We start from the raw sequence: 16,062 nt of genomic DNA, 5'->3' as shown, positions 1-16,062 counted from the left end.
AATCGGCGTGTCCGTTCGGTCGTTCCTCTTTCTACGCGCGGAACGACTAATGTGAACAGCTTACATCTCACCCCGTGCGCGGCGGATGGCATACCATTTGGCGACATTGGCATTGTGCTGCTGCAGCGTGTCGGCGAACACATGCCCGCCGGTGCCGTCCGCCACGAAATAAAGCGCTGAGCTCGTCTCCGGATCGAGCACCGCATCGATCGATTCGCGGCCGGGGTTGGCGATCGGCCCGACCGGCAGGCCGGCGCTGGCGTAGGTGTTGTAGCCGTTCTTCGCCTGAAGCTCCGACCGCAGGATGCGGCGGCCGAGCGGCTTGCCCTTGGTGATCGGGTAGATGACCGTGGGGTCCGCCTGCAACGGCATGCCGCGCTTCAGCCGGTTCGTATAGACCGCGGCGACCATCCGCCGCTCGGACGGCTTGCTGGTTTCCTTTTCCACGATCGAGGCGAGGATCACCGCCTCCTCCGGGGTGGAGACCGCGATGCCGGGCTTGCGCTCCTTCCAGGCGGCGGCGAGGTAATCGGCCATCGCCTTCTGCATGCGGGCGACGACCGCGGCACGGGTGTCGTTCAGCTGATAGGCGTAGCTGTCGGGCAGAATCGACCCTTCGGCGGGGACCGGCACCTCTCCCTCCAGCCCTTCGGCACGCATCAGCGCCTCATGAACGAGGATCGAGGGATAGCCTTCGGGTACTGGCACAAGGCGCTGGCGGACCTTGCCTTCCTCAAGCAGGGTCAGGATGTCGGCTGCGCTGGCGCCCTTCGGAATCGCATATTCGCCGGCCTTGATCGGACGGCCCGTGCCGAACACACGCGCATAGCCGCGGAAGCGCCAGGCGGAACGGAGTGCGCCCTCCTTCTCCAGCTGCGCGGCGGCCCGGGCGAGGCTGGCGCCTTCGGGTACGACGACCGCCAGCGGCTTGGTCGCGGGGCCAGGACCGGACCAGTCGCGCGCGATCCAGAACAGGCCGGCGATCAACGCCAGCCCGATCAGCAGTCCGAAACACCCCGTCTTGCGCATGCCTATACCCTGGTGAGGACGCGCGGCGGAGGCGGGCGGCGTTCTGCCGTCCGCTCACCCCGCCTGCGCGCGGTCGGTCAGATCGCCTTCATCACCAGCGATGCGTTGGTGCCGCCAAAGCCGAAGCTGTTGTTGAGCACGGCACGAACCTGACGCTTCTTCGCGACATGCGGCACGAGGTCCACGCCCGCGCAATTGTCGCTCGGGTTGTCGAGGTTGAGCGTCGGCGGCACGATCTGGTCGCGCATGGCGAGGATGCAGAAGATGCTCTCCACCGCGCCGGCACCGCCGAGCAGGTGGCCGATCGCCGACTTGGTCGAGGACATGGACAGCGAGCCGATATGGTCGCCGAACAGCCGGCGAACCGCGCCAAGCTCCAGCTCATCGCCGAGCGGGGTCGAGGTGCCGTGAGCGTTGATATAATCGATGTCCTCAAGCCGGAGCCCCGACTTGCGCATCGCCATCTCCATCGAGCGGAACGCGCCCGACCCTTCCGGATGCGGCGCGGTGACGTGATAGGCGTCGCCCGAAAGGCCATAGCCGATCACTTCGGCATAGATCTTGGCACCGCGTGCCTTGGCGCGCTCATATTCCTCGAGCACGACGACGCCGGCACCCTCGCCCATCACGAAGCCATCGCGGTCCTTGTCGTAAGGGCGGCTGGCCTTTCCAGGATCGTCGTTGAAGTTGGTGCTGAGCGCGCGCGCCTGGGCGAAGCCGGCGATGCCGAGCGGGCAGATCGCGCCCTCCGAACCACCCGCGAGCATCACGTCCGCATCGTCCATCGCGATCATCCGCGCGGCGTCGCCGATCGAATGCGCGCCGGTCGAACAGGCGGTCACGACCGCATGGTTCGGGCCCATCAGGCCGTATTTGATGCTGACCTGACCCGAGATCAGGTTGATCAGACGACCGTGAACAAAGTGCGGGCTGACGCGGCTGGGACCTTTTTCATGGCGAACGATCGATTCGCTTTCGATCCCCGGCAGCCCGCCGATCCCTGCGCCGATCGAACAGCCGGCACGATAACGCTCCTGCTCCGACATCTCGGTGAGGCCGGCGTCCTCGAGCGCCTGGCCAGCCGCATCGATGCCGTAGACGATGAACGGATCGACCTGGCGCTGGATCTTGTGATCGACCCGCTTGCCGGCGTCGAAGCCGTAGGGGTGATCGGCCGGCTTCACCTCGCAGGCGATGCGGCACTTCTGGTCCGAGGCATCAAATCGCGTGATCGGGCCTGCGCCCGACTTGCCAGCGATGATATTGGCCCATGCTGTTTCCACGTCTGCCCCAAGCGGGGTGACGAGACCAAGACCTGTGACAACGACGCGGCGCATTGCGCAACTCCATGAACATTACAACGAAACGGCCCCCCGCCCTCTAGCCGGGGACGGGGGGCCGCTCAAATCCGGTGCGAAGCAGGAGCGAACGTCATGCCGCCCCACCCCGCGGGCGATCAGCCCTTGTGCTCGTCGATATAAGTAATCGCATCGCGCACGGTGGTGATCTTCTCGGCAGCGTCATCGGGAATTTCCACCCCGAACTCTTCCTCGAACGCCATCACCAGCTCGACAATGTCGAGGCTGTCCGCGCCGAGATCGTCGATGAAGCTCGCGTCCTCGGTCACCTTGTCGGCCTCGACGCCGAGATGCTCGACGACGATCTTCTTCACGCGGTCGGCGGTCTCGCTCATAATAATTCCCTTTGTTTCGTCGGGGGGTTGTAGAATCCTGAACGCAGGTAGAACGGGCCTCGCTGCGATACAAGTCTGCTTTAAATCATCGCCATGCCGCCGTTGACGTGCAACGTCTGCCCGGTGACATAACCTGCCTCGCGCGATACAAGGTAGACGACGGCGGCGCCAATATCCTCGCCAGTACCAAGATCACCAGCCGGAATCTTCGTCAGCAGGGCAGTCTTTTGCGCGTCCGGCAGCACATCGGTCATGGCGGAACGGATGAAGCCCGGCGCGACACAATTGACCGTGACGCCGCGGCTGGCGAGTTCCTGCGCCACCGCCTTCGACATGCCGACAAGCCCGGCCTTGGACGCGGCATAGTTCGCCTGGCCGGGGTTGCCGGTCTGGCCGACCACCGAGGTGATCGACACGATGCGGCCGAAACGCTGCTTCATCATCGGCTTGGCTGCCGCGCGGATGAGGCGGAACGCGGCCTCGAGGTTGACGCGGATCACCTGATCCCATTCGTCATCCTTCATGCGCATGGTGAGGTTGTCGCGCGTGACGCCGGCATTGTTGACGAGGATGTCGAGCCGGCCACCAAGTGCCTCGACCGCGGCCGGCACAAGCGCGTCGACGGCGGCCGCATCGGAGAGATTGGCCGGCACCGCGACGTGATCCGCGCCGAGGCTGGCGCGGAACGCCTCCAGCTTCTCGACATTGGATCCCGATACCGCCAGTCGTGCGCCCTGCGCGGCGAGCGCCTGCGCAACGGCCGATCCGATCCCGCCCGACGCGCCGGTCACCAGCGCCGTCATGCCCGTGAGGTCGAACATCAGATTTCCTCCTTCACAGCGCCTTCAGCAGCGCTTCGATATCATCCATGGACACGATGCTGATCGCATTCGCATCCGGCGAAATGCGCTTCACCATCGGGCCGAGCACCTTGCCGCCGAACTCGACGAAGTCGGTCACCCCCGCATCGGTCAGCGCCAGCACCGATTCGCGCCAGCGGACCATGCCGGTGACCTGTTCCACGAGCAGCCGGCGGATCGTGTCGGGGTCGCTGACCGGCGCGGCTAGGACGTTGGCGTACACCGGGACGAGCGGCGCGGCGATCGCAGCGTCTGCGAGCGCGGCGGCCATCGCGTCGGCCGCGGGCTGCATCAGCGAGCAATGGAACGGTGCGGAAACCGGGAGCGCGATGCCGCGCTTCGCACCGTGATCCTTGGCGATCGCGATGGCGCGATCGATCGCGGCCTTCGTTCCCGAGATCACGACCTGCGAGGGGTCATTGTCATTGGCGACGGTGCACACATCGCCTTCCGCAGCGGCGGCAGCGATCGCCTGTGCCTTGGCCAGATCGGCACCGAGGAGCGCGGCCATGCCGCCCTCACCCACCGGCACCGCTGCCTGCATCGCCTGGCCGCGCAGCTTCAACAGGCGCGCGGTCGTCGCAAGATCGAAAGCACCGGCAGCGCACAGCGCGGTATATTCGCCCAGGCTGTGGCCAGCGACGACATCGGCCTTGTCGGCCAGGCGCACGCCGCCTTCCTTTTCCAGCACACGCAGCGTCGCGATGGCATTGGCCATGATCGCGGGCTGCGCATTCTCGGTCAGCGTCAGTTCGTCAGCAGGCCCTTCGGCCATGAGGCGGGAGAGATTCTGGCCCAGCGCCTCGTCAACCTCGCCAAAAACCTCGCGCGCGGCGGGGCTGGCGGCTGCCAGTGCCTGGCCCATGCCGACGGCCTGGCTGCCCTGGCCCGGAAAGATGAACGCTCGCATCGGTCGCTCCTGAATTGGAAGAGGGGCGCGGTAGGCGTGGCAGGGCGCAGCGGTCAACCGCCGGTGGTGCGGACCAGTACCATTTCGGTGCCCGGCGCGAACATCCTGCGGGCGATCGACGCGGGTACCAGCGGCTCCAACCCAAGGGTGCGGAGCAATGATCCGAGCCGTGTCGGCGGCGGCGGATAGCGGGCGATCACCTGACCGGCCGGTGCCTGATCGACCTGCGCTACCACGAGGTGCGGCGCGGCCTTGTCAGAAGGATCGCGGGGTAGCGCGCGCACGTTGCTCTGCCCGATGAAGGCCATCGATATGTCGGCGCGGCGCACGACGTCGGCATCAGCGGCGATCACCTCCCGGGGATGTGCCTGCGCGGCACGCACCAGCGCCTCCATCGGCCAGCGGGGATGCGCGTTGCCGACGCTCATCAGCAACAGGTTCGTCGACACGAGCAGCGCGATGGTCAGCGCGCCGAGGCGGCGATCGAGTCGATCGAGCCAGATCGCCAGCACGATGACCGCGACGATCGCGGCGAGCATGAAGTAGCGCGGGTTCAGGACCAGTTTGGTGTACAAGGCCGCGACGAGAAGGAAGCTCACCCCCGCCATCGCCGCAAGCAGCGTCAGCGGAGCGCGGCGCTGAGGCGCGGTGAGCGACCATGCGCCGCGCCACAATGCGGCTCCGGCAAGCCAGAAGAGCAAGCCGAAGTCATCGTTGACCAGAAGGACAAGCACGGGGTCGATCGGCGGCCAGAGAAGGAAATTGCCCTCCCGGTTTGCGGCGCGGTTGATGTGCTCGTCGTGATGAAAGGCGATGGTGTAGCGGCGCAGTGGATCGCCCGTCAGGGACCATTGAAACAGCGCCTCACCCGCCAGCACCGCTGCTGCACCGAGGCCGCAGGCGATCAGGAGCCGGCGCGACACGGGTCGGCCGAGAAGAAGCGCAGGGCCGAGGGCGGCGAGCGCGAGCACGCTCGTCTCGCGGCACAGCACTGCCGTGCCGAACAGCGCGCCGCCGAGCGCCGCACGGGTCAAGCCCCGGCGATCGTCGCTGGCGCTGCCGACCAGCCATGCGCCACCGATCAGCGCCGCCACCTCGATAAGATCGACACTGACTGTGGTGGCGTCCGTGACCACTACCGCGAGCGTGGCGGTGAGCAGGGCCGCGATCCAGCCGCTCCGCTCGCCTGCAAGCTGCGCCGTGAAGCGACCGACGACTGCCACCAGCAGAAGGTAAAACAGGACCGCGGTGACCCCGAACGCCGCATAGTTGCGGCCGACCGCTGCGAGCACCGCGGCAAAGCTCACCGTCAGCGGAAAGCGGGTGGACCAGTGATCGCTGCCGGCAAAGGGCGGGTCGGTGAGCCAGCGAACGGCGCCGGCATAATAGAGCGAATCGTCGGACGCCATGAAGCCGACCCAGCCGACGAACAATGCCGCAGCGATGCCGGCCAGCAGGAGCAGCGCCCAGCGCAGCCGCGCACGGGCATCGACCAACGGCATTGCCGACGCCGGTGCACGGGCCGCCCTGCCCCTTCCTTCACACGCAAGAAGAATCGCCATCGCGCCGCTTCTAGGCCGATCCGGTATAGAAATGCTTGTATTCTGAACGTCGATTCAGCTTCGCAACGATCCTGCGACAAATCGCGACCATTTCGCCCGCTCACTGTGACAGGTCGGATACATCCCTGCCCCAGATAGGTCTCCGACGCCGCGCTATCGGCGCCTGCAAGAGAGTGAAGAGGAGCAGTCAGATGTTCAAGAAGCTGATCAAGGCGACGGTTGCAGCCTCGCTGGTCGCCACGCCGGTGATCGCCAGCACCGCATCGGCGCAGCATCGCGAGACCACCACCCGCACGGTTCAGCATCGCGGCAACGGCACGGTCGTGAAGCACACCACCGTCACGCGTCAGCCGACCTATCGCAACTGGCGCAAAGGCGAGCGGTTCGACCGTCGATATGCCCGCAACTATCGCGTGGTCGATTATCGCCAGTTCCGCGGCAAGCGCCTTTATGCGCCGCAGCGCGGACAGCAGTGGGTCCGGTCTGGCCACGACGCCCTGCTGCTGGGCCGCAACGGCCAGATCGTGACGATCGTCCGGGGCGCCTTCCGCTAAGGCTTGCAATTTGACCCGCTCCCGGTACAGGAGCGCAGAGCATGGGCGGGGAGCGTCGACTCCTCGCCTTTTGCTGTTGTGGACGACAGCCGGAGGGGCATGGCACGGGGCCATGTCAGCGATCGGCCAACGAAGGAAAGCACATGGCTCTTTACGAGCACGTGTTCCTTGCGCGCCAAGATTTGGCACAGGCGCAGGTGGACGCGATGGCGGAAGCCGTCACCAAGATTGTCGAAGATCATCAGGGCAAGGTCGTCAAGACCGAGACCTGGGGCCTGCGTTCGATGGCATATCGCATGTCGAAGAACCGCAAGGCTCACTATGTCATGCTCGAGATCGACGCGCCCGGTGACACCGTCGCCGAGATCGAGCGTCAGCATTCCATCAACGAGGACGTGATCCGCTACATGACCGTCAAGGTTGACGCGCATGAGCAGGGCCCGTCGGTGATGATGCGCAAGCAGGAACGCGACCGCGAGCGCGGCCGTCGTCGTGAAGAGGAGAACGCATAATGGCACGCCCCTTCTTCCGTCGTCGCAAGAGCTGCCCCTTCTCCGCGAAGGACGCTCCCCGGATCGACTATAAGGACGTGCGTCTGCTGCAGGGCTTCGTGTCCGAGCGTGGCAAGATCGTTCCGTCGCGTATCACCTCGGTGAGCGCCAAGAAGCAGCGCGAGCTCGCCCAGGCGATCAAGCGCGCCCGTCACCTGGGCCTGCTGCCCTACGTCGTTAAGTAAGGAGAAGAGCAGATGGACGTCATTCTGCTTGAGCGCGTCGAGAAGCTCGGCGCCATCGGCGACGTGGTGAAGGTGAAGGATGGCTTCGCCCGCAACTACCTCCTGCCGAACAAGAAGGCGCTGCGCGCCAACGAAGCGAACCGCAAGGTCTTCGAAGCCAACCGTGCTCGCATCGAGTCGGAAAACGCCAACCGTCGTGGCGAGGCCGAGAAGGAAGCGAAGAGCTTCAGGGACGCACAGGTCACCATCATCCGCCAGGCGTCGAACGTCGGCCAGCTGTACGGCTCGGTCGCGGTTCGCGATCTGGTCGAGGCGCTGAACGAGGCTGGCCACAAGGTCGCCAAGTCGGCCGTCGTGCTCGACCGTCCGATCAAGTCGATCGGCGTGTACGACGTGAAGGTCGCGCTGCACCCGGAAGTGTCCGTGACGGTCAAGGTCAACGTCGCACGCTCGCCTGAAGAGGCAGAGATGCAGGCGGCTGGCGTGGACGTCATGGCGCAGGTCTTCGAAGAAGGCCGGGACCAGGGTGGCTTCCTGGAGAAGTTCGACCCTAACGCAGAGCCCGGCGCCACCGCCGAGGCCCGCGACGAGGCCGAGGAGCCGGCGCAGGGCTGATCGGCTCTTCGCTGTGCGATGCTTGAAAACCCGTCCGGCATCACGCCGGGCGGGTTTTTTCTTGTCTGACGCCCCCCGATTGGCGGCTAATCTCAGGTGCGGAGGAACCGGACCATGTTGATGCTGCTCGTCCTGCTGCTGTTCGTCGCGACAAGCAGTTGCGTCGCCCTCCGCGCGAACAAGCGCTTCCACAGTGCGGATCGCCTTCCAATGCAATGGAGCCTGATGGGCGAGGTAAACTGGTCTGCGCCGCGACGGGTAGCGCTTGCCTTCATGCCCGTGCTCGTCGTTCTCCTGCTCGGCTTCGCGACCGGGTTGTCGCTGTCGGTCGCACCGCGCCCAGGACAAGAGCATTTCGCCCTGCCCGTGCTGGTACTGATGGGCGCGGCGCTACTCGCTGGTCAGCAACTGCATCTCTGGCTGGCTTGGAGGGCGCTGAACCGCGGAAAGTAGCAGCGGCTCTGAAATCAAAACCTGCCCGGGCGGCTGCCGGCACCAACCATTTACCGCACGTCAGCTTTGCCCAGTCAAGCCTTTTCGTTCGCAGAGACGGGAGCGCACAGCCCCTGCCCTTAGGGCCGTTCGGTTACCCCCTGCCAGGCGCTGCGCATCATGCGCTGGACGCGGGCGCGGCTGCGTTCGGACAAGGCGCGTAGCCGCTCGCCAGCGGCCGAGATGCCCGACGATCGATCCAGCCCCTCGACCTGCATCACCCACAAGGCGCGGAAGGCGCCATCCGGGCGGCGCAGCAATTGCTGCGGTGGGCCATCCTCGATCACCCGTCCCTCCGATACGACCACCACGCGGTCGAAGTTGACGATCGTAGAGAGGCGGTGCGCGACGGCGATCACGGTGCGGTTCTGGATCAGAGCCTCCAGCCCGTTCTGCACCTCAAGCTCGGATTCGGAATCGAGCGCCGACGTCGCCTCATCGAGAAGGACGATCCGGGCATTCTTCAGGAAGGCACGCGCGATGCCGATTCGTTGCCGCTGACCGCCGGACAGATTGGTGCCGCGTTCGCCGACGATGCTGTCATAGCCATGCGGCAAGCGGCGGATGAAATCATCGCATCCCGCCGCCTCCGCGGCGCGGAACACCTCCTCATCGTCCGCGTCGGGGCGGGCGAAGCGGATGTTCTCCATCACCGAGCGGTGGAACAGCAATACCTCCTGCGGGACCACGGCGACCGCATCGCGCAAGCTTTCCTGCGTGACGCTGTCGACGCGTTGCCCATCGATCAGCACGTGCCCGGCCTGTGGATCGTGGAAGCGCTGAACCAGCTGCAACATCGATGACTTGCCGGCCCCGGACGGACCGACGATCCCGACCTTTTGGCCGGCGGGGATCTCCAGCGACAGATCGTGCAGGATCGGGTGGCGCGGATCATAGCCGAAGGTGACGTGGTTGAATTCCACCCTGCCCTCACCCACGCGCAGCCGCGTCGCGCCCGGTGCATCGCTCAGCGTCTGCGGCACGCCAATGATATCGAGCGTCTCACGCAGATAGCTGAACTGCTGGCTCACATCGATCAGCGCCATGGCAAGATCGCGCGAGCCGTGGAGGATACGGAAGGTAAGCGTGCTGATGACGACGACGTCGCCGGTCGTGATGTTGCCATCAGACCAGCGCCCGATTGCCCAGATCAATGTCCCGCCGACGAAGATCGCCAGCGACAGATCGTGCAGCCCGCGCATCCGCTCGACAAAGAACCAGCCGCGGCGCTGGGCGATCGCCTCGTCATCGAGGAAGCCGCGCAAACGGGACATCTCACGCTCGCCGGCAGCAAAGGCCTTCACCACCCAGATGTTGCCGATGAAGTCGACGAGCTCACCGCCCACCGTGCCGGCGTGTTCGGCAAACGCCTTGTGATGGACATGGCCGCGCAGCCCGAGCAGCACGAGGCCGAGTGTCACCACCACGAAGATCCCGCCGAGGACGATCGCCATGCGCACGTCGATCGTGATGAAGATCAGCATCGCGCCGGCAAATACGATCAGCGGCGGCGTCACCTCCTGCAGCAGGCGGTGGATGATGGCGCCGAAGATGCCCGCCAGCCCGGAGATACGATGCCCCAGCGAGCCAGCGCGCTGGTTCTGGAAAAACGGCATCTGATGGCCGGTGAGATAGTTCACCATGTCGAGCCGGATGGCGACGCCGGACACGACGGTGGCCTGGCCGAGCGTCAGCGCGGCGAGCCGCTGCAGCAGGCTTTCGATGATGACGAGGCCGAGGAACGCTGCCAGCGCGGCATAGACCGCAGACCGGATGCGATCATCGCCGGTCATGGTGTCGATCAACACCTTCATCGCATATTGGACGCCGATCGAACTGACCGACGCGCCAGCGACCAGAAGGCCCAGCAGCAGGAATATCCAGGGTCGGGCCGCCACATAATGCAGCAGGAATCGCGTGGGATTAACCAGAAAGGGCATTGCTAGATCGTAACTGTTCATCAACGGTAAAGCCCGAGCGAGACGACCGATGCCAAGACGCGAAAGAAACGTTGCGCTTGATCATCAAGGCAACACAACTTCGCTTTATTTCATTGGTTTCGCGCATGCAGGGCAGCATCGCGCCGCCCGCTGCCTCAGGTCGCGCGAAAAGACCAACAATTTGTGCTGAATTGCCGCCACGCCGTGCGTCCGTTGCGACGAGTCAGCGGCGCGGTTGGGGAAGCGGGTAAAACGGACGCGCTTGATCGGACGGTGATAAGGGACGGCTCTGCCGACGGGCAGAGCCGTCCTTTTGTCAGCGCGTCGATACGTTGAGCGCCACGTCAACATTGCCCCGCACCGCGTTGGAATAGGGGCAAATTGCGTGCGCGGCCTGAACAATCTCTTGGGCCTGCGCTTGGTCCACACCAGCGATGGTGACGTCAAGCGCCACGGTAAGCGCGAAGCCCCCGCCGGCCGCGGGCTGAAGCCCCACATCAGCGATCACCTCGATATCGTCGTCGCGGACCTTCACGGCCTTTCCGCGGGTCACATGGATCACGGCGTTTTCGAAACATGCGGCGTAGCCGGCAGCGAACAATTGCTCCGGATTGGTCGCTCCACCCTTTCCACCGAGTTCCTTTGGCATCGCGAGCGAAAGATCGAGGATGCCGTCCTCGCTTCGCACGGTGCCACTGCGGCCCCCGACAGCCGTTACCTTCGTCGTGTACAATGCGCTCATCTCGTTCCTCCAAAGCTTCCGAGAGGCTATATTCGGTTGCGCGCAATGTAATAGCAAGGGTGACCATAAGAACAACGCCCGCCCTTGAGGATCAAGGACGGGCGTCGCTCCATGTCGATGTAATGGCGGATCAAGGAACCGTGACGCACGCTCCCACCACGGCAGCAAGCGGGATCAGGGCGAGCACGATCGGAACGATCTGTTTCATCGAAGCAACCTTGAGTAACGTTTCCGCTACAATGCGGCACTGCCGCAAAGGTTGCGCTAAGCTTAACGACACCTGCCGCGGGCGGGTGGTGCCGACGCCCCGAAGGGCGCCGGCGGGAGCCGTCAGGCGGCCTTTGCGGCCTCCTCCTGGCGCTTCATCAGAACGCCTGCGCGCCAGTAGTGGAAGATGCCCCACGGCGTCAGCATCGCCACCGAGAACATCGCCCAGCGGAGCGATTCACCACCATAGGTGGGCCGCAGGAGATCGCTGATCTGACCGACCGCGAACGGCCCGAGGCCGAGGCCAAGCAGGCTGGTCGCCAGCAGCGTCAACGCCGCCCAGGTGGCACGCAGCCGCAGCGGCGCGAGGTGCTGGATCATGGCGTAGGTCGGGCCGATGTAAGCGCCGGCAAAGATCGCCGCGACGAAGTACGAGCTGAGCGCGAGCCACAGGTGATCGACAAAGTAGAAGCCCAGCGCGAAGGGAAAGGCGATGATCTTCAGGACAACGACGACATAGCTTTGGGCATAGATGCCCTTGCTCTTTGCCACGCGGTCACACAGCCAGCCGCCCAGCATGGCCGAGAAGCCGGCGATCAGCGCCGCGGGCAGTGCGACATATTTGGACACGTCGAGGATCGACATGCCGAGCGAGCGCTGCATGTAGCTGGGTCCCCAGCCGGTCACGGCATAGCCGACCAGCGAGGTGATGGTGATCGCCGCGACGAGGTGGAACGCGGCCCGATTATGCCACATCGAGGCGATGCCCTGCCACATGCCGATGACCGGCGCATCGGCGGGGGCCGCGGGTACCTTTCCGTCGGCGAGGCCACGGCGCGGCTCGACCACGAACAGCTTCATGATGATGGCCAGCACGATCCCGGGAAGGCCAACAACCATCAGCGCCACGCGCCAGCCGTAGGAGTGCGCCACAAACCCGCCGATCACCATGCCGAGCCCACCGCCAAGCAGAACGCCGAGCGAGTAGATCGCCATAGCGCTTGCGCGCTTCTCGGGGGGATAGAGATCGGCGATGATCGACTGGCTGGGCGGGCCAAACCCGGCCTCCCCGATGCCGACGCCAATACGGGCGAACATCAGATGCACGAAATTCTGCGCGAAGCCGCACAGCGCCGTCATGGCGCTCCAGAAGGCAATGCTGATTGCGATGATGTTGCTGCGGCTTGATCGATCCGCGAGGCGCGCGATCGGCAGGCCGAGGGTGGCGTAGAAAATGGCGAACACGAGGCCGGACAGCAGCCCGAGCTGGGTGTCCGAGAGGTGCAGGTCCGCCTTGATCGCCTCCAGCAGGATCGCGAGGATCTGCCGGTCCATGAAGCTGAAGAAATAGGCCGTGGTCAGCAGTGCCAGCGTCCATCCGCGACGGCTGAGTGCCTTCCTGTCACGGTCATCATGCACCCATGTGGTGCTGGCATCCATATCGCTCTCCTACGCTTGTATACGCCCTTCGATCTTTAACGAGGCGAAAGGAATACACCAGTGGCATTGGTACGGGCAGCAATGTTTCGCAACAATGCTGCCCGCCGAAGGTCAAAAGGCCTGTGAAACCGCCGCTTTCAGGGTGAACCCGAGCGGCGACGCAGTGAAGCTGTCGTAATTGGGGTCAAGGCGCGCAAACGGCGGGTCGCGGTTGAAGATGTTGACCGCCGCAAGCGTGAAGGTCGTGCCGGTGTCAAGCGCCAGACGGTACGTCGCGTCGAACGTCCGCCAAGATCCGATTTCCTTGCCGCGGGTTACCGACGCTCCAGCCAGTGCACCCGCGTTGGGCCCGAAAATGGCGGGACCGCGCTGATCGGTATAGCCGTCGACATAGTTGAACTGGAGCCTCAGCGAATGTGGCCCGGTGTCCCCCTGCACGTACCAGTTCCCGCGCCATTGCGGGATCGGGTATGCGGTGGTCTGAAAATTCAGCTTTCCGACCGCGTCGAACGCTGGCTGCACCAGAATGCCTTCGACGAACAGATCCTTGATATCATAATCGATGACATAGGTCGCAGCGCCGCCCACGGTGAGTTCGACGGGGCCGAGTTCACCCCGATAGCTGGCGGTGAAATCAAGGCCGGACGTCTTCACGTCTGCGCTGTTGAACACCTGCGTACGCAGGCGGCTGACATTGTTGATGCCGCAACCCGCTGCGTTGAAGGTGAAGCGCGACTGGAGTGCGGCAAAGGCCGGATTGCCGCAATTGGCGGTGCCACTCGCGCCGAACAGCGCATTGGCCAGCCCGGACACCGGCTCCGATTCGATCGGCCCCTTCAGGTCGTAGCGCCAATAGTCGAGGCTGGCGTTGAACGGCCCGCGATCGATCAGGATGCCGCCATTATAGGTGGTTGCGCTTTCCGGGCGCAGGTTTGGATTGCCGAAGATCTCCACCGCGCGGAAACCGGTGCCGATCACCTGCAGCGACACGCCGGAGCCCGACAGGTTCTGAGGCGGCGGCCCACGGAAACTGGTGCCGACGCCGCCGCGGATGCCGAGCCAGTCGGTCAGCTCGATCTTCAGGCGCGCCTGCGGATCAAAGGTGGAGCCCACGTTGCCGCGGTAATCCTCATACCGCGCCGACAATTGCAGGTTGATCGCGTCGATGATCGGGATCTGCAGCTCGGCGAACAGGGCGTACACATCGGCGTCCGCCGTGCGTTCGGGATTGGTGCCGAGGAAGCCGAGCGCCCCGGTTTGCGGGTTACAGGTCGCATTCGGGTTGAGCGGCGTTCCCGGGCACGGCGTCACAGCGATATTGGCGTCGTTGTTGAGCAGCGTCTGGAACGTGTTCTTGCGATACTGGCCGCCCACCGCAAATCCGATATCCCTGTCGGCCCACAGCCGGATGCCGGTACGGCCCGAAAGCGCGACGTCGCCGACATATTGCTGGGTACGAACCTGCGTGTTGGGCGTGCGGAAGAACAGGTCGATGGTCGCCAGGTCATTGATGAGGCCAGCGCCGGGCGAGAGATTGAAGCCGGCAGGATTGCGCGTGCCCGCGAAGTTAGGGTTGAGGATGCCGGTGACTGCGTTGGCCGGTATCGCGGTCGAGAAAGGGTTGAAGAACGTACAGCCGTTGGTGCCCGCAAGGCCCGCCAGCTGCGCCGGGGTCAGCCCAGCGCGCGAGGCGGTTGACGCATAGGCGCAATTGGGCCCGCCGAAGCCCGCCATCGCGTTTTGCAGCAGATCGCCGAAGGTGTCGGTGCCGTCATAGTCGCGATGATATTCGCTGAAGGTGAAGCCCGTCGTGAAATCGATGTTGCTGCTGACTTCGATATGAAGGTCGGCGGTGAAGCGCATCGCCTCCGTCTCGCGCTTCGACACGGCGGAGCCGCGATCGTTGCTGCGGCTTTCGAACAAGGGATTGCCGCCGAGCAGGAAGGGCCGGAACAGCACCGGCAGCGCGACCGCGCTGTCGAGTGCGCCGGACGCAGAGCGCGAGCACCCCGCCTGCGCGCCGTACAATGCGCAATAGTCACGCAGCGCCGGTGCATAGCCGGGGATGACGAACAGCGAGCCATTGCCGAACGCCGCGTTTGTCGATGGCGGCAGTGTCGGCAGGTAGCTGGGCGAGCTCGTCACCCGGGTGTTGGTGAACGAATACAGCCCCGTCAGGCGAAGCGACGCATTGTCAGCCACGTCGAACTCGGTGTCGAGGAAGGCCTGGAAGCGCTCCTCCGGCTCGATCAGATTATCGAACTGGCCGAATTGCGTGAAGCAACGGTCGGTGTTGGAGCCGGGCGCGCTGCGGAAGCCGCCGAGCCCTTGGCAACCGAGATCAGTCGTGAGATTGATGCCGCCGACCGTACCGTTGAAATCGAAGTTGCCGGGGCTGCCGCCCCCGGTCCACGCACCTTGTGGGTTGGTGGGATAGGGCTGCACCGCGTAATCACGATCGGTGAAGCGAAGCTCGGAGCGCCGCTGATAGCCGATCGAGGCAAAGACACGAAAATTGTCCTGTTTGTGCCCGTACGACGCCGCCGCGCCGTAATCGCCGTTCGACCCCTTGATCCAGCGATAGTCACCGGAAACGAGGAAGCCTTGCTGATCAGTGCGCGTGATGAAGTTCACCACGCCGGCGATGGCGTCCGACCCATAGGTCGCCGCGGCGCCATCTTTCAGGATTTCGACCCGGCCGATCGCGGAGGTCGGGAACATGTTGACGTCGACGATCGGGATGCCGAGCCCGGATGGCACCATGCGCTTGCCGTTGAGGAGCACCAGGGTACGCTGCGGCCCCAGACCACGCAAGTTGACCGAGGCAACACCTTCGGAGCCTTGCGCGCGCGTGTCGAACTGATTGGCGTCACCCACCGTGCCGTTCGCCACGGTCAGGTTCTTGAGCAGATCGACCGCCGTCGGTGCGCCCTGCTTCGCCAGTTCCTCGCTGGAGATGACATCCACCGGCACGGCCAAATTCTCCGGCGTGCCGCGGATCAGCGTGCCGGTGACGACGATGTCTGGTGCTGCCGTGTCGTTGGTGGCCGGTGCCGACTGGATGGCCGTGGGGTCGCCGCCGATCTGTGCGTGCGCCGTTCCGGCGGTGAGAAGGGCCCACGCGAGCGCCGAACATGCGGTGCCGCGGACGAAAAGCGCTTTCGCCATCATCTCTCTCCCGATGCGGTCAGCCTCTATTCGGGCCGTACCGTATCATCGAATAGACGACGCACTTTCCGTAAGGTCAAGCGACAATGCGGCTCACCAGCGTTCGGCAAGTAT

At 64.7% G+C, this 16,062-nt stretch carries 15 protein-coding genes; 5 read left to right on the top strand and 10 right to left on the bottom strand.

Annotation, left to right across the window (positions count from 1 at the left end; all coding sequences use genetic code 11):
- Positions 1-60: 60 nt before the first annotated feature.
- From mltG to XM50_RS14625, 6 genes are all read right to left on the bottom strand, one after another.
- Positions 61-1,029: an endolytic transglycosylase MltG gene (gene mltG / locus XM50_RS14650; RefSeq protein ID WP_046410519.1), complete on the bottom strand. Its 969-nt coding sequence runs from the start codon at positions 1,027-1,029 to the stop codon at positions 61-63.
- 77 nt (positions 1,030-1,106) lie between these two features.
- Positions 1,107-2,366 carry a beta-ketoacyl-ACP synthase II gene (fabF, locus tag XM50_RS14645; RefSeq protein WP_046410517.1) on the bottom strand — a complete coding sequence of 420 codons (1,260 nt, stop codon included), beginning with the start codon at positions 2,364-2,366 and terminating at the stop codon, positions 1,107-1,109.
- Positions 2,367-2,485: 119 nt separating this feature from the next.
- Positions 2,486-2,722: an acyl carrier protein gene (locus XM50_RS14640; RefSeq protein WP_046410516.1), complete on the bottom strand. Its 237-nt coding sequence runs from the start codon at positions 2,720-2,722 to the stop codon at positions 2,486-2,488.
- Between the two features lie 80 nt (positions 2,723-2,802).
- Complete coding sequence (fabG, locus tag XM50_RS14635; protein WP_046410514.1) at positions 2,803-3,543, bottom strand: 3-oxoacyl-[acyl-carrier-protein] reductase; 741 nt, start codon at positions 3,541-3,543, stop codon at positions 2,803-2,805.
- 13 nt (positions 3,544-3,556) lie between these two features.
- Positions 3,557-4,492 (bottom strand): ACP S-malonyltransferase, encoded by a 936-nt coding sequence (gene fabD, locus XM50_RS14630; protein ID WP_046410512.1) that lies wholly within the window; start codon positions 4,490-4,492, stop codon positions 3,557-3,559.
- Between the two features lie 53 nt (positions 4,493-4,545).
- Positions 4,546-5,994, bottom strand: coding sequence for a glycosyltransferase family 39 protein (locus XM50_RS14625; RefSeq protein ID WP_046410510.1), 1,449 nt, complete (start codon positions 5,992-5,994; stop codon positions 4,546-4,548).
- Between the two features lie 251 nt (positions 5,995-6,245).
- Between XM50_RS14625 and XM50_RS14620 the strand changes: the two genes are divergently transcribed.
- The 5 genes from XM50_RS14620 to XM50_RS14600 all read left to right on the top strand — a co-directional run bounded on the left by XM50_RS14620 (position 6,246) and on the right by XM50_RS14600 (position 8,412).
- A complete protein-coding gene (locus XM50_RS14620; RefSeq protein WP_046410509.1) occupies positions 6,246-6,608 on the top strand; it encodes an RcnB family protein in 363 nt (120 codons plus the stop codon).
- Between the two features lie 143 nt (positions 6,609-6,751).
- Complete coding sequence (gene rpsF / locus XM50_RS14615; protein WP_046410507.1) at positions 6,752-7,120, top strand: 30S ribosomal protein S6; 369 nt, start codon at positions 6,752-6,754, stop codon at positions 7,118-7,120.
- Positions 7,120-7,344, top strand: a complete 225-nt coding sequence (rpsR, locus tag XM50_RS14610; RefSeq protein ID WP_007403456.1) for a 30S ribosomal protein S18 — start codon at positions 7,120-7,122, stop codon at positions 7,342-7,344. Before rpsF ends, rpsR begins: the two co-directional genes overlap by 1 nt.
- A 12-nt stretch (positions 7,345-7,356) precedes the next feature.
- The gene (rplI, locus tag XM50_RS14605) at positions 7,357-7,959 is read left to right on the top strand and encodes a 50S ribosomal protein L9 (protein WP_046410505.1); all 603 of its coding nucleotides are present in this window, start codon (positions 7,357-7,359) and stop codon (positions 7,957-7,959) included.
- 114 nt (positions 7,960-8,073) lie between these two features.
- Positions 8,074-8,412, top strand: a complete 339-nt coding sequence (locus tag XM50_RS14600; RefSeq protein ID WP_046410503.1) for a hypothetical protein — start codon at positions 8,074-8,076, stop codon at positions 8,410-8,412.
- Positions 8,413-8,531: 119 nt separating this feature from the next.
- On the opposite strand, the gene XM50_RS14595 is transcribed toward XM50_RS14600, so the two are convergent.
- The 4 genes from XM50_RS14595 to XM50_RS14580 form a co-directional block, all read right to left on the bottom strand.
- The gene (locus tag XM50_RS14595; protein ID WP_046410501.1) at positions 8,532-10,391 is read right to left on the bottom strand and encodes an ABC transporter ATP-binding protein; all 1,860 of its coding nucleotides are present in this window, start codon (positions 10,389-10,391) and stop codon (positions 8,532-8,534) included.
- Positions 10,392-10,707: 316 nt separating this feature from the next.
- Positions 10,708-11,133, bottom strand: coding sequence for an organic hydroperoxide resistance protein (locus XM50_RS14590; protein WP_046410498.1), 426 nt, complete (start codon positions 11,131-11,133; stop codon positions 10,708-10,710).
- A 330-nt stretch (positions 11,134-11,463) separates the two neighbouring features.
- Positions 11,464-12,780: a spinster family MFS transporter gene (locus XM50_RS14585; RefSeq protein ID WP_046410497.1), complete on the bottom strand. Its 1,317-nt coding sequence runs from the start codon at positions 12,778-12,780 to the stop codon at positions 11,464-11,466.
- 111 nt (positions 12,781-12,891) lie between these two features.
- The gene (locus XM50_RS14580) at positions 12,892-15,948 is read right to left on the bottom strand and encodes a TonB-dependent receptor domain-containing protein (RefSeq protein ID WP_046411722.1); all 3,057 of its coding nucleotides are present in this window, start codon (positions 15,946-15,948) and stop codon (positions 12,892-12,894) included.
- Positions 15,949-16,062 lie beyond the last annotated feature (114 nt).

The organism is Sphingomonas sp. Ag1 (assembly GCF_000980895.1).
Classification (GTDB): Bacteria; Pseudomonadota; Alphaproteobacteria; order Sphingomonadales; family Sphingomonadaceae; genus Sphingomonas; species Sphingomonas panaciterrae.
The sequence above is the reverse complement of the archived record's forward strand: the minus strand, read 5'-3'. Positions and strand labels throughout refer to the sequence as shown.

What these genes read in the sequence shown, in the direction of transcription:
- XM50_RS14590 (WP_046410498.1), bottom strand. Translation starts at nt 11,133, where the DNA reads ATGAGCGCATTGTACACGACGAAGGTAACGGCTGTCGGGGGCCGCAGT.
- rplI (WP_046410505.1), top strand. Translation starts at nt 7,357, where the DNA reads ATGGACGTCATTCTGCTTGAGCGCGTCGAGAAGCTCGGCGCCATCGGC.
- fabG (WP_046410514.1), bottom strand. Translation starts at nt 3,543, where the DNA reads ATGTTCGACCTCACGGGCATGACGGCGCTGGTGACCGGCGCGTCGGGC.
- rpsF (WP_046410507.1), top strand. Translation starts at nt 6,752, where the DNA reads ATGGCTCTTTACGAGCACGTGTTCCTTGCGCGCCAAGATTTGGCACAG.
- XM50_RS14625 (WP_046410510.1), bottom strand. Translation starts at nt 5,994, where the DNA reads ATGCCGTTGGTCGATGCCCGTGCGCGGCTGCGCTGGGCGCTGCTCCTG.
- XM50_RS14595 (WP_046410501.1), bottom strand. Translation starts at nt 10,391, where the DNA reads ATGCCCTTTCTGGTTAATCCCACGCGATTCCTGCTGCATTATGTGGCG.
- XM50_RS14585 (WP_046410497.1), bottom strand. Translation starts at nt 12,780, where the DNA reads ATGGATGCCAGCACCACATGGGTGCATGATGACCGTGACAGGAAGGCA.
- XM50_RS14580 (WP_046411722.1), bottom strand. Translation starts at nt 15,948, where the DNA reads ATGGCGAAAGCGCTTTTCGTCCGCGGCACCGCATGTTCGGCGCTCGCG.
- rpsR (WP_007403456.1), top strand. Translation starts at nt 7,120, where the DNA reads ATGGCACGCCCCTTCTTCCGTCGTCGCAAGAGCTGCCCCTTCTCCGCG.
- fabF (WP_046410517.1), bottom strand. Translation starts at nt 2,366, where the DNA reads ATGCGCCGCGTCGTTGTCACAGGTCTTGGTCTCGTCACCCCGCTTGGG.
- fabD (WP_046410512.1), bottom strand. Translation starts at nt 4,492, where the DNA reads ATGCGAGCGTTCATCTTTCCGGGCCAGGGCAGCCAGGCCGTCGGCATG.
- XM50_RS14600 (WP_046410503.1), top strand. Translation starts at nt 8,074, where the DNA reads ATGTTGATGCTGCTCGTCCTGCTGCTGTTCGTCGCGACAAGCAGTTGC.
- XM50_RS14640 (WP_046410516.1), bottom strand. Translation starts at nt 2,722, where the DNA reads ATGAGCGAGACCGCCGACCGCGTGAAGAAGATCGTCGTCGAGCATCTC.
- XM50_RS14620 (WP_046410509.1), top strand. Translation starts at nt 6,246, where the DNA reads ATGTTCAAGAAGCTGATCAAGGCGACGGTTGCAGCCTCGCTGGTCGCC.
- mltG (WP_046410519.1), bottom strand. Translation starts at nt 1,029, where the DNA reads ATGCGCAAGACGGGGTGTTTCGGACTGCTGATCGGGCTGGCGTTGATC.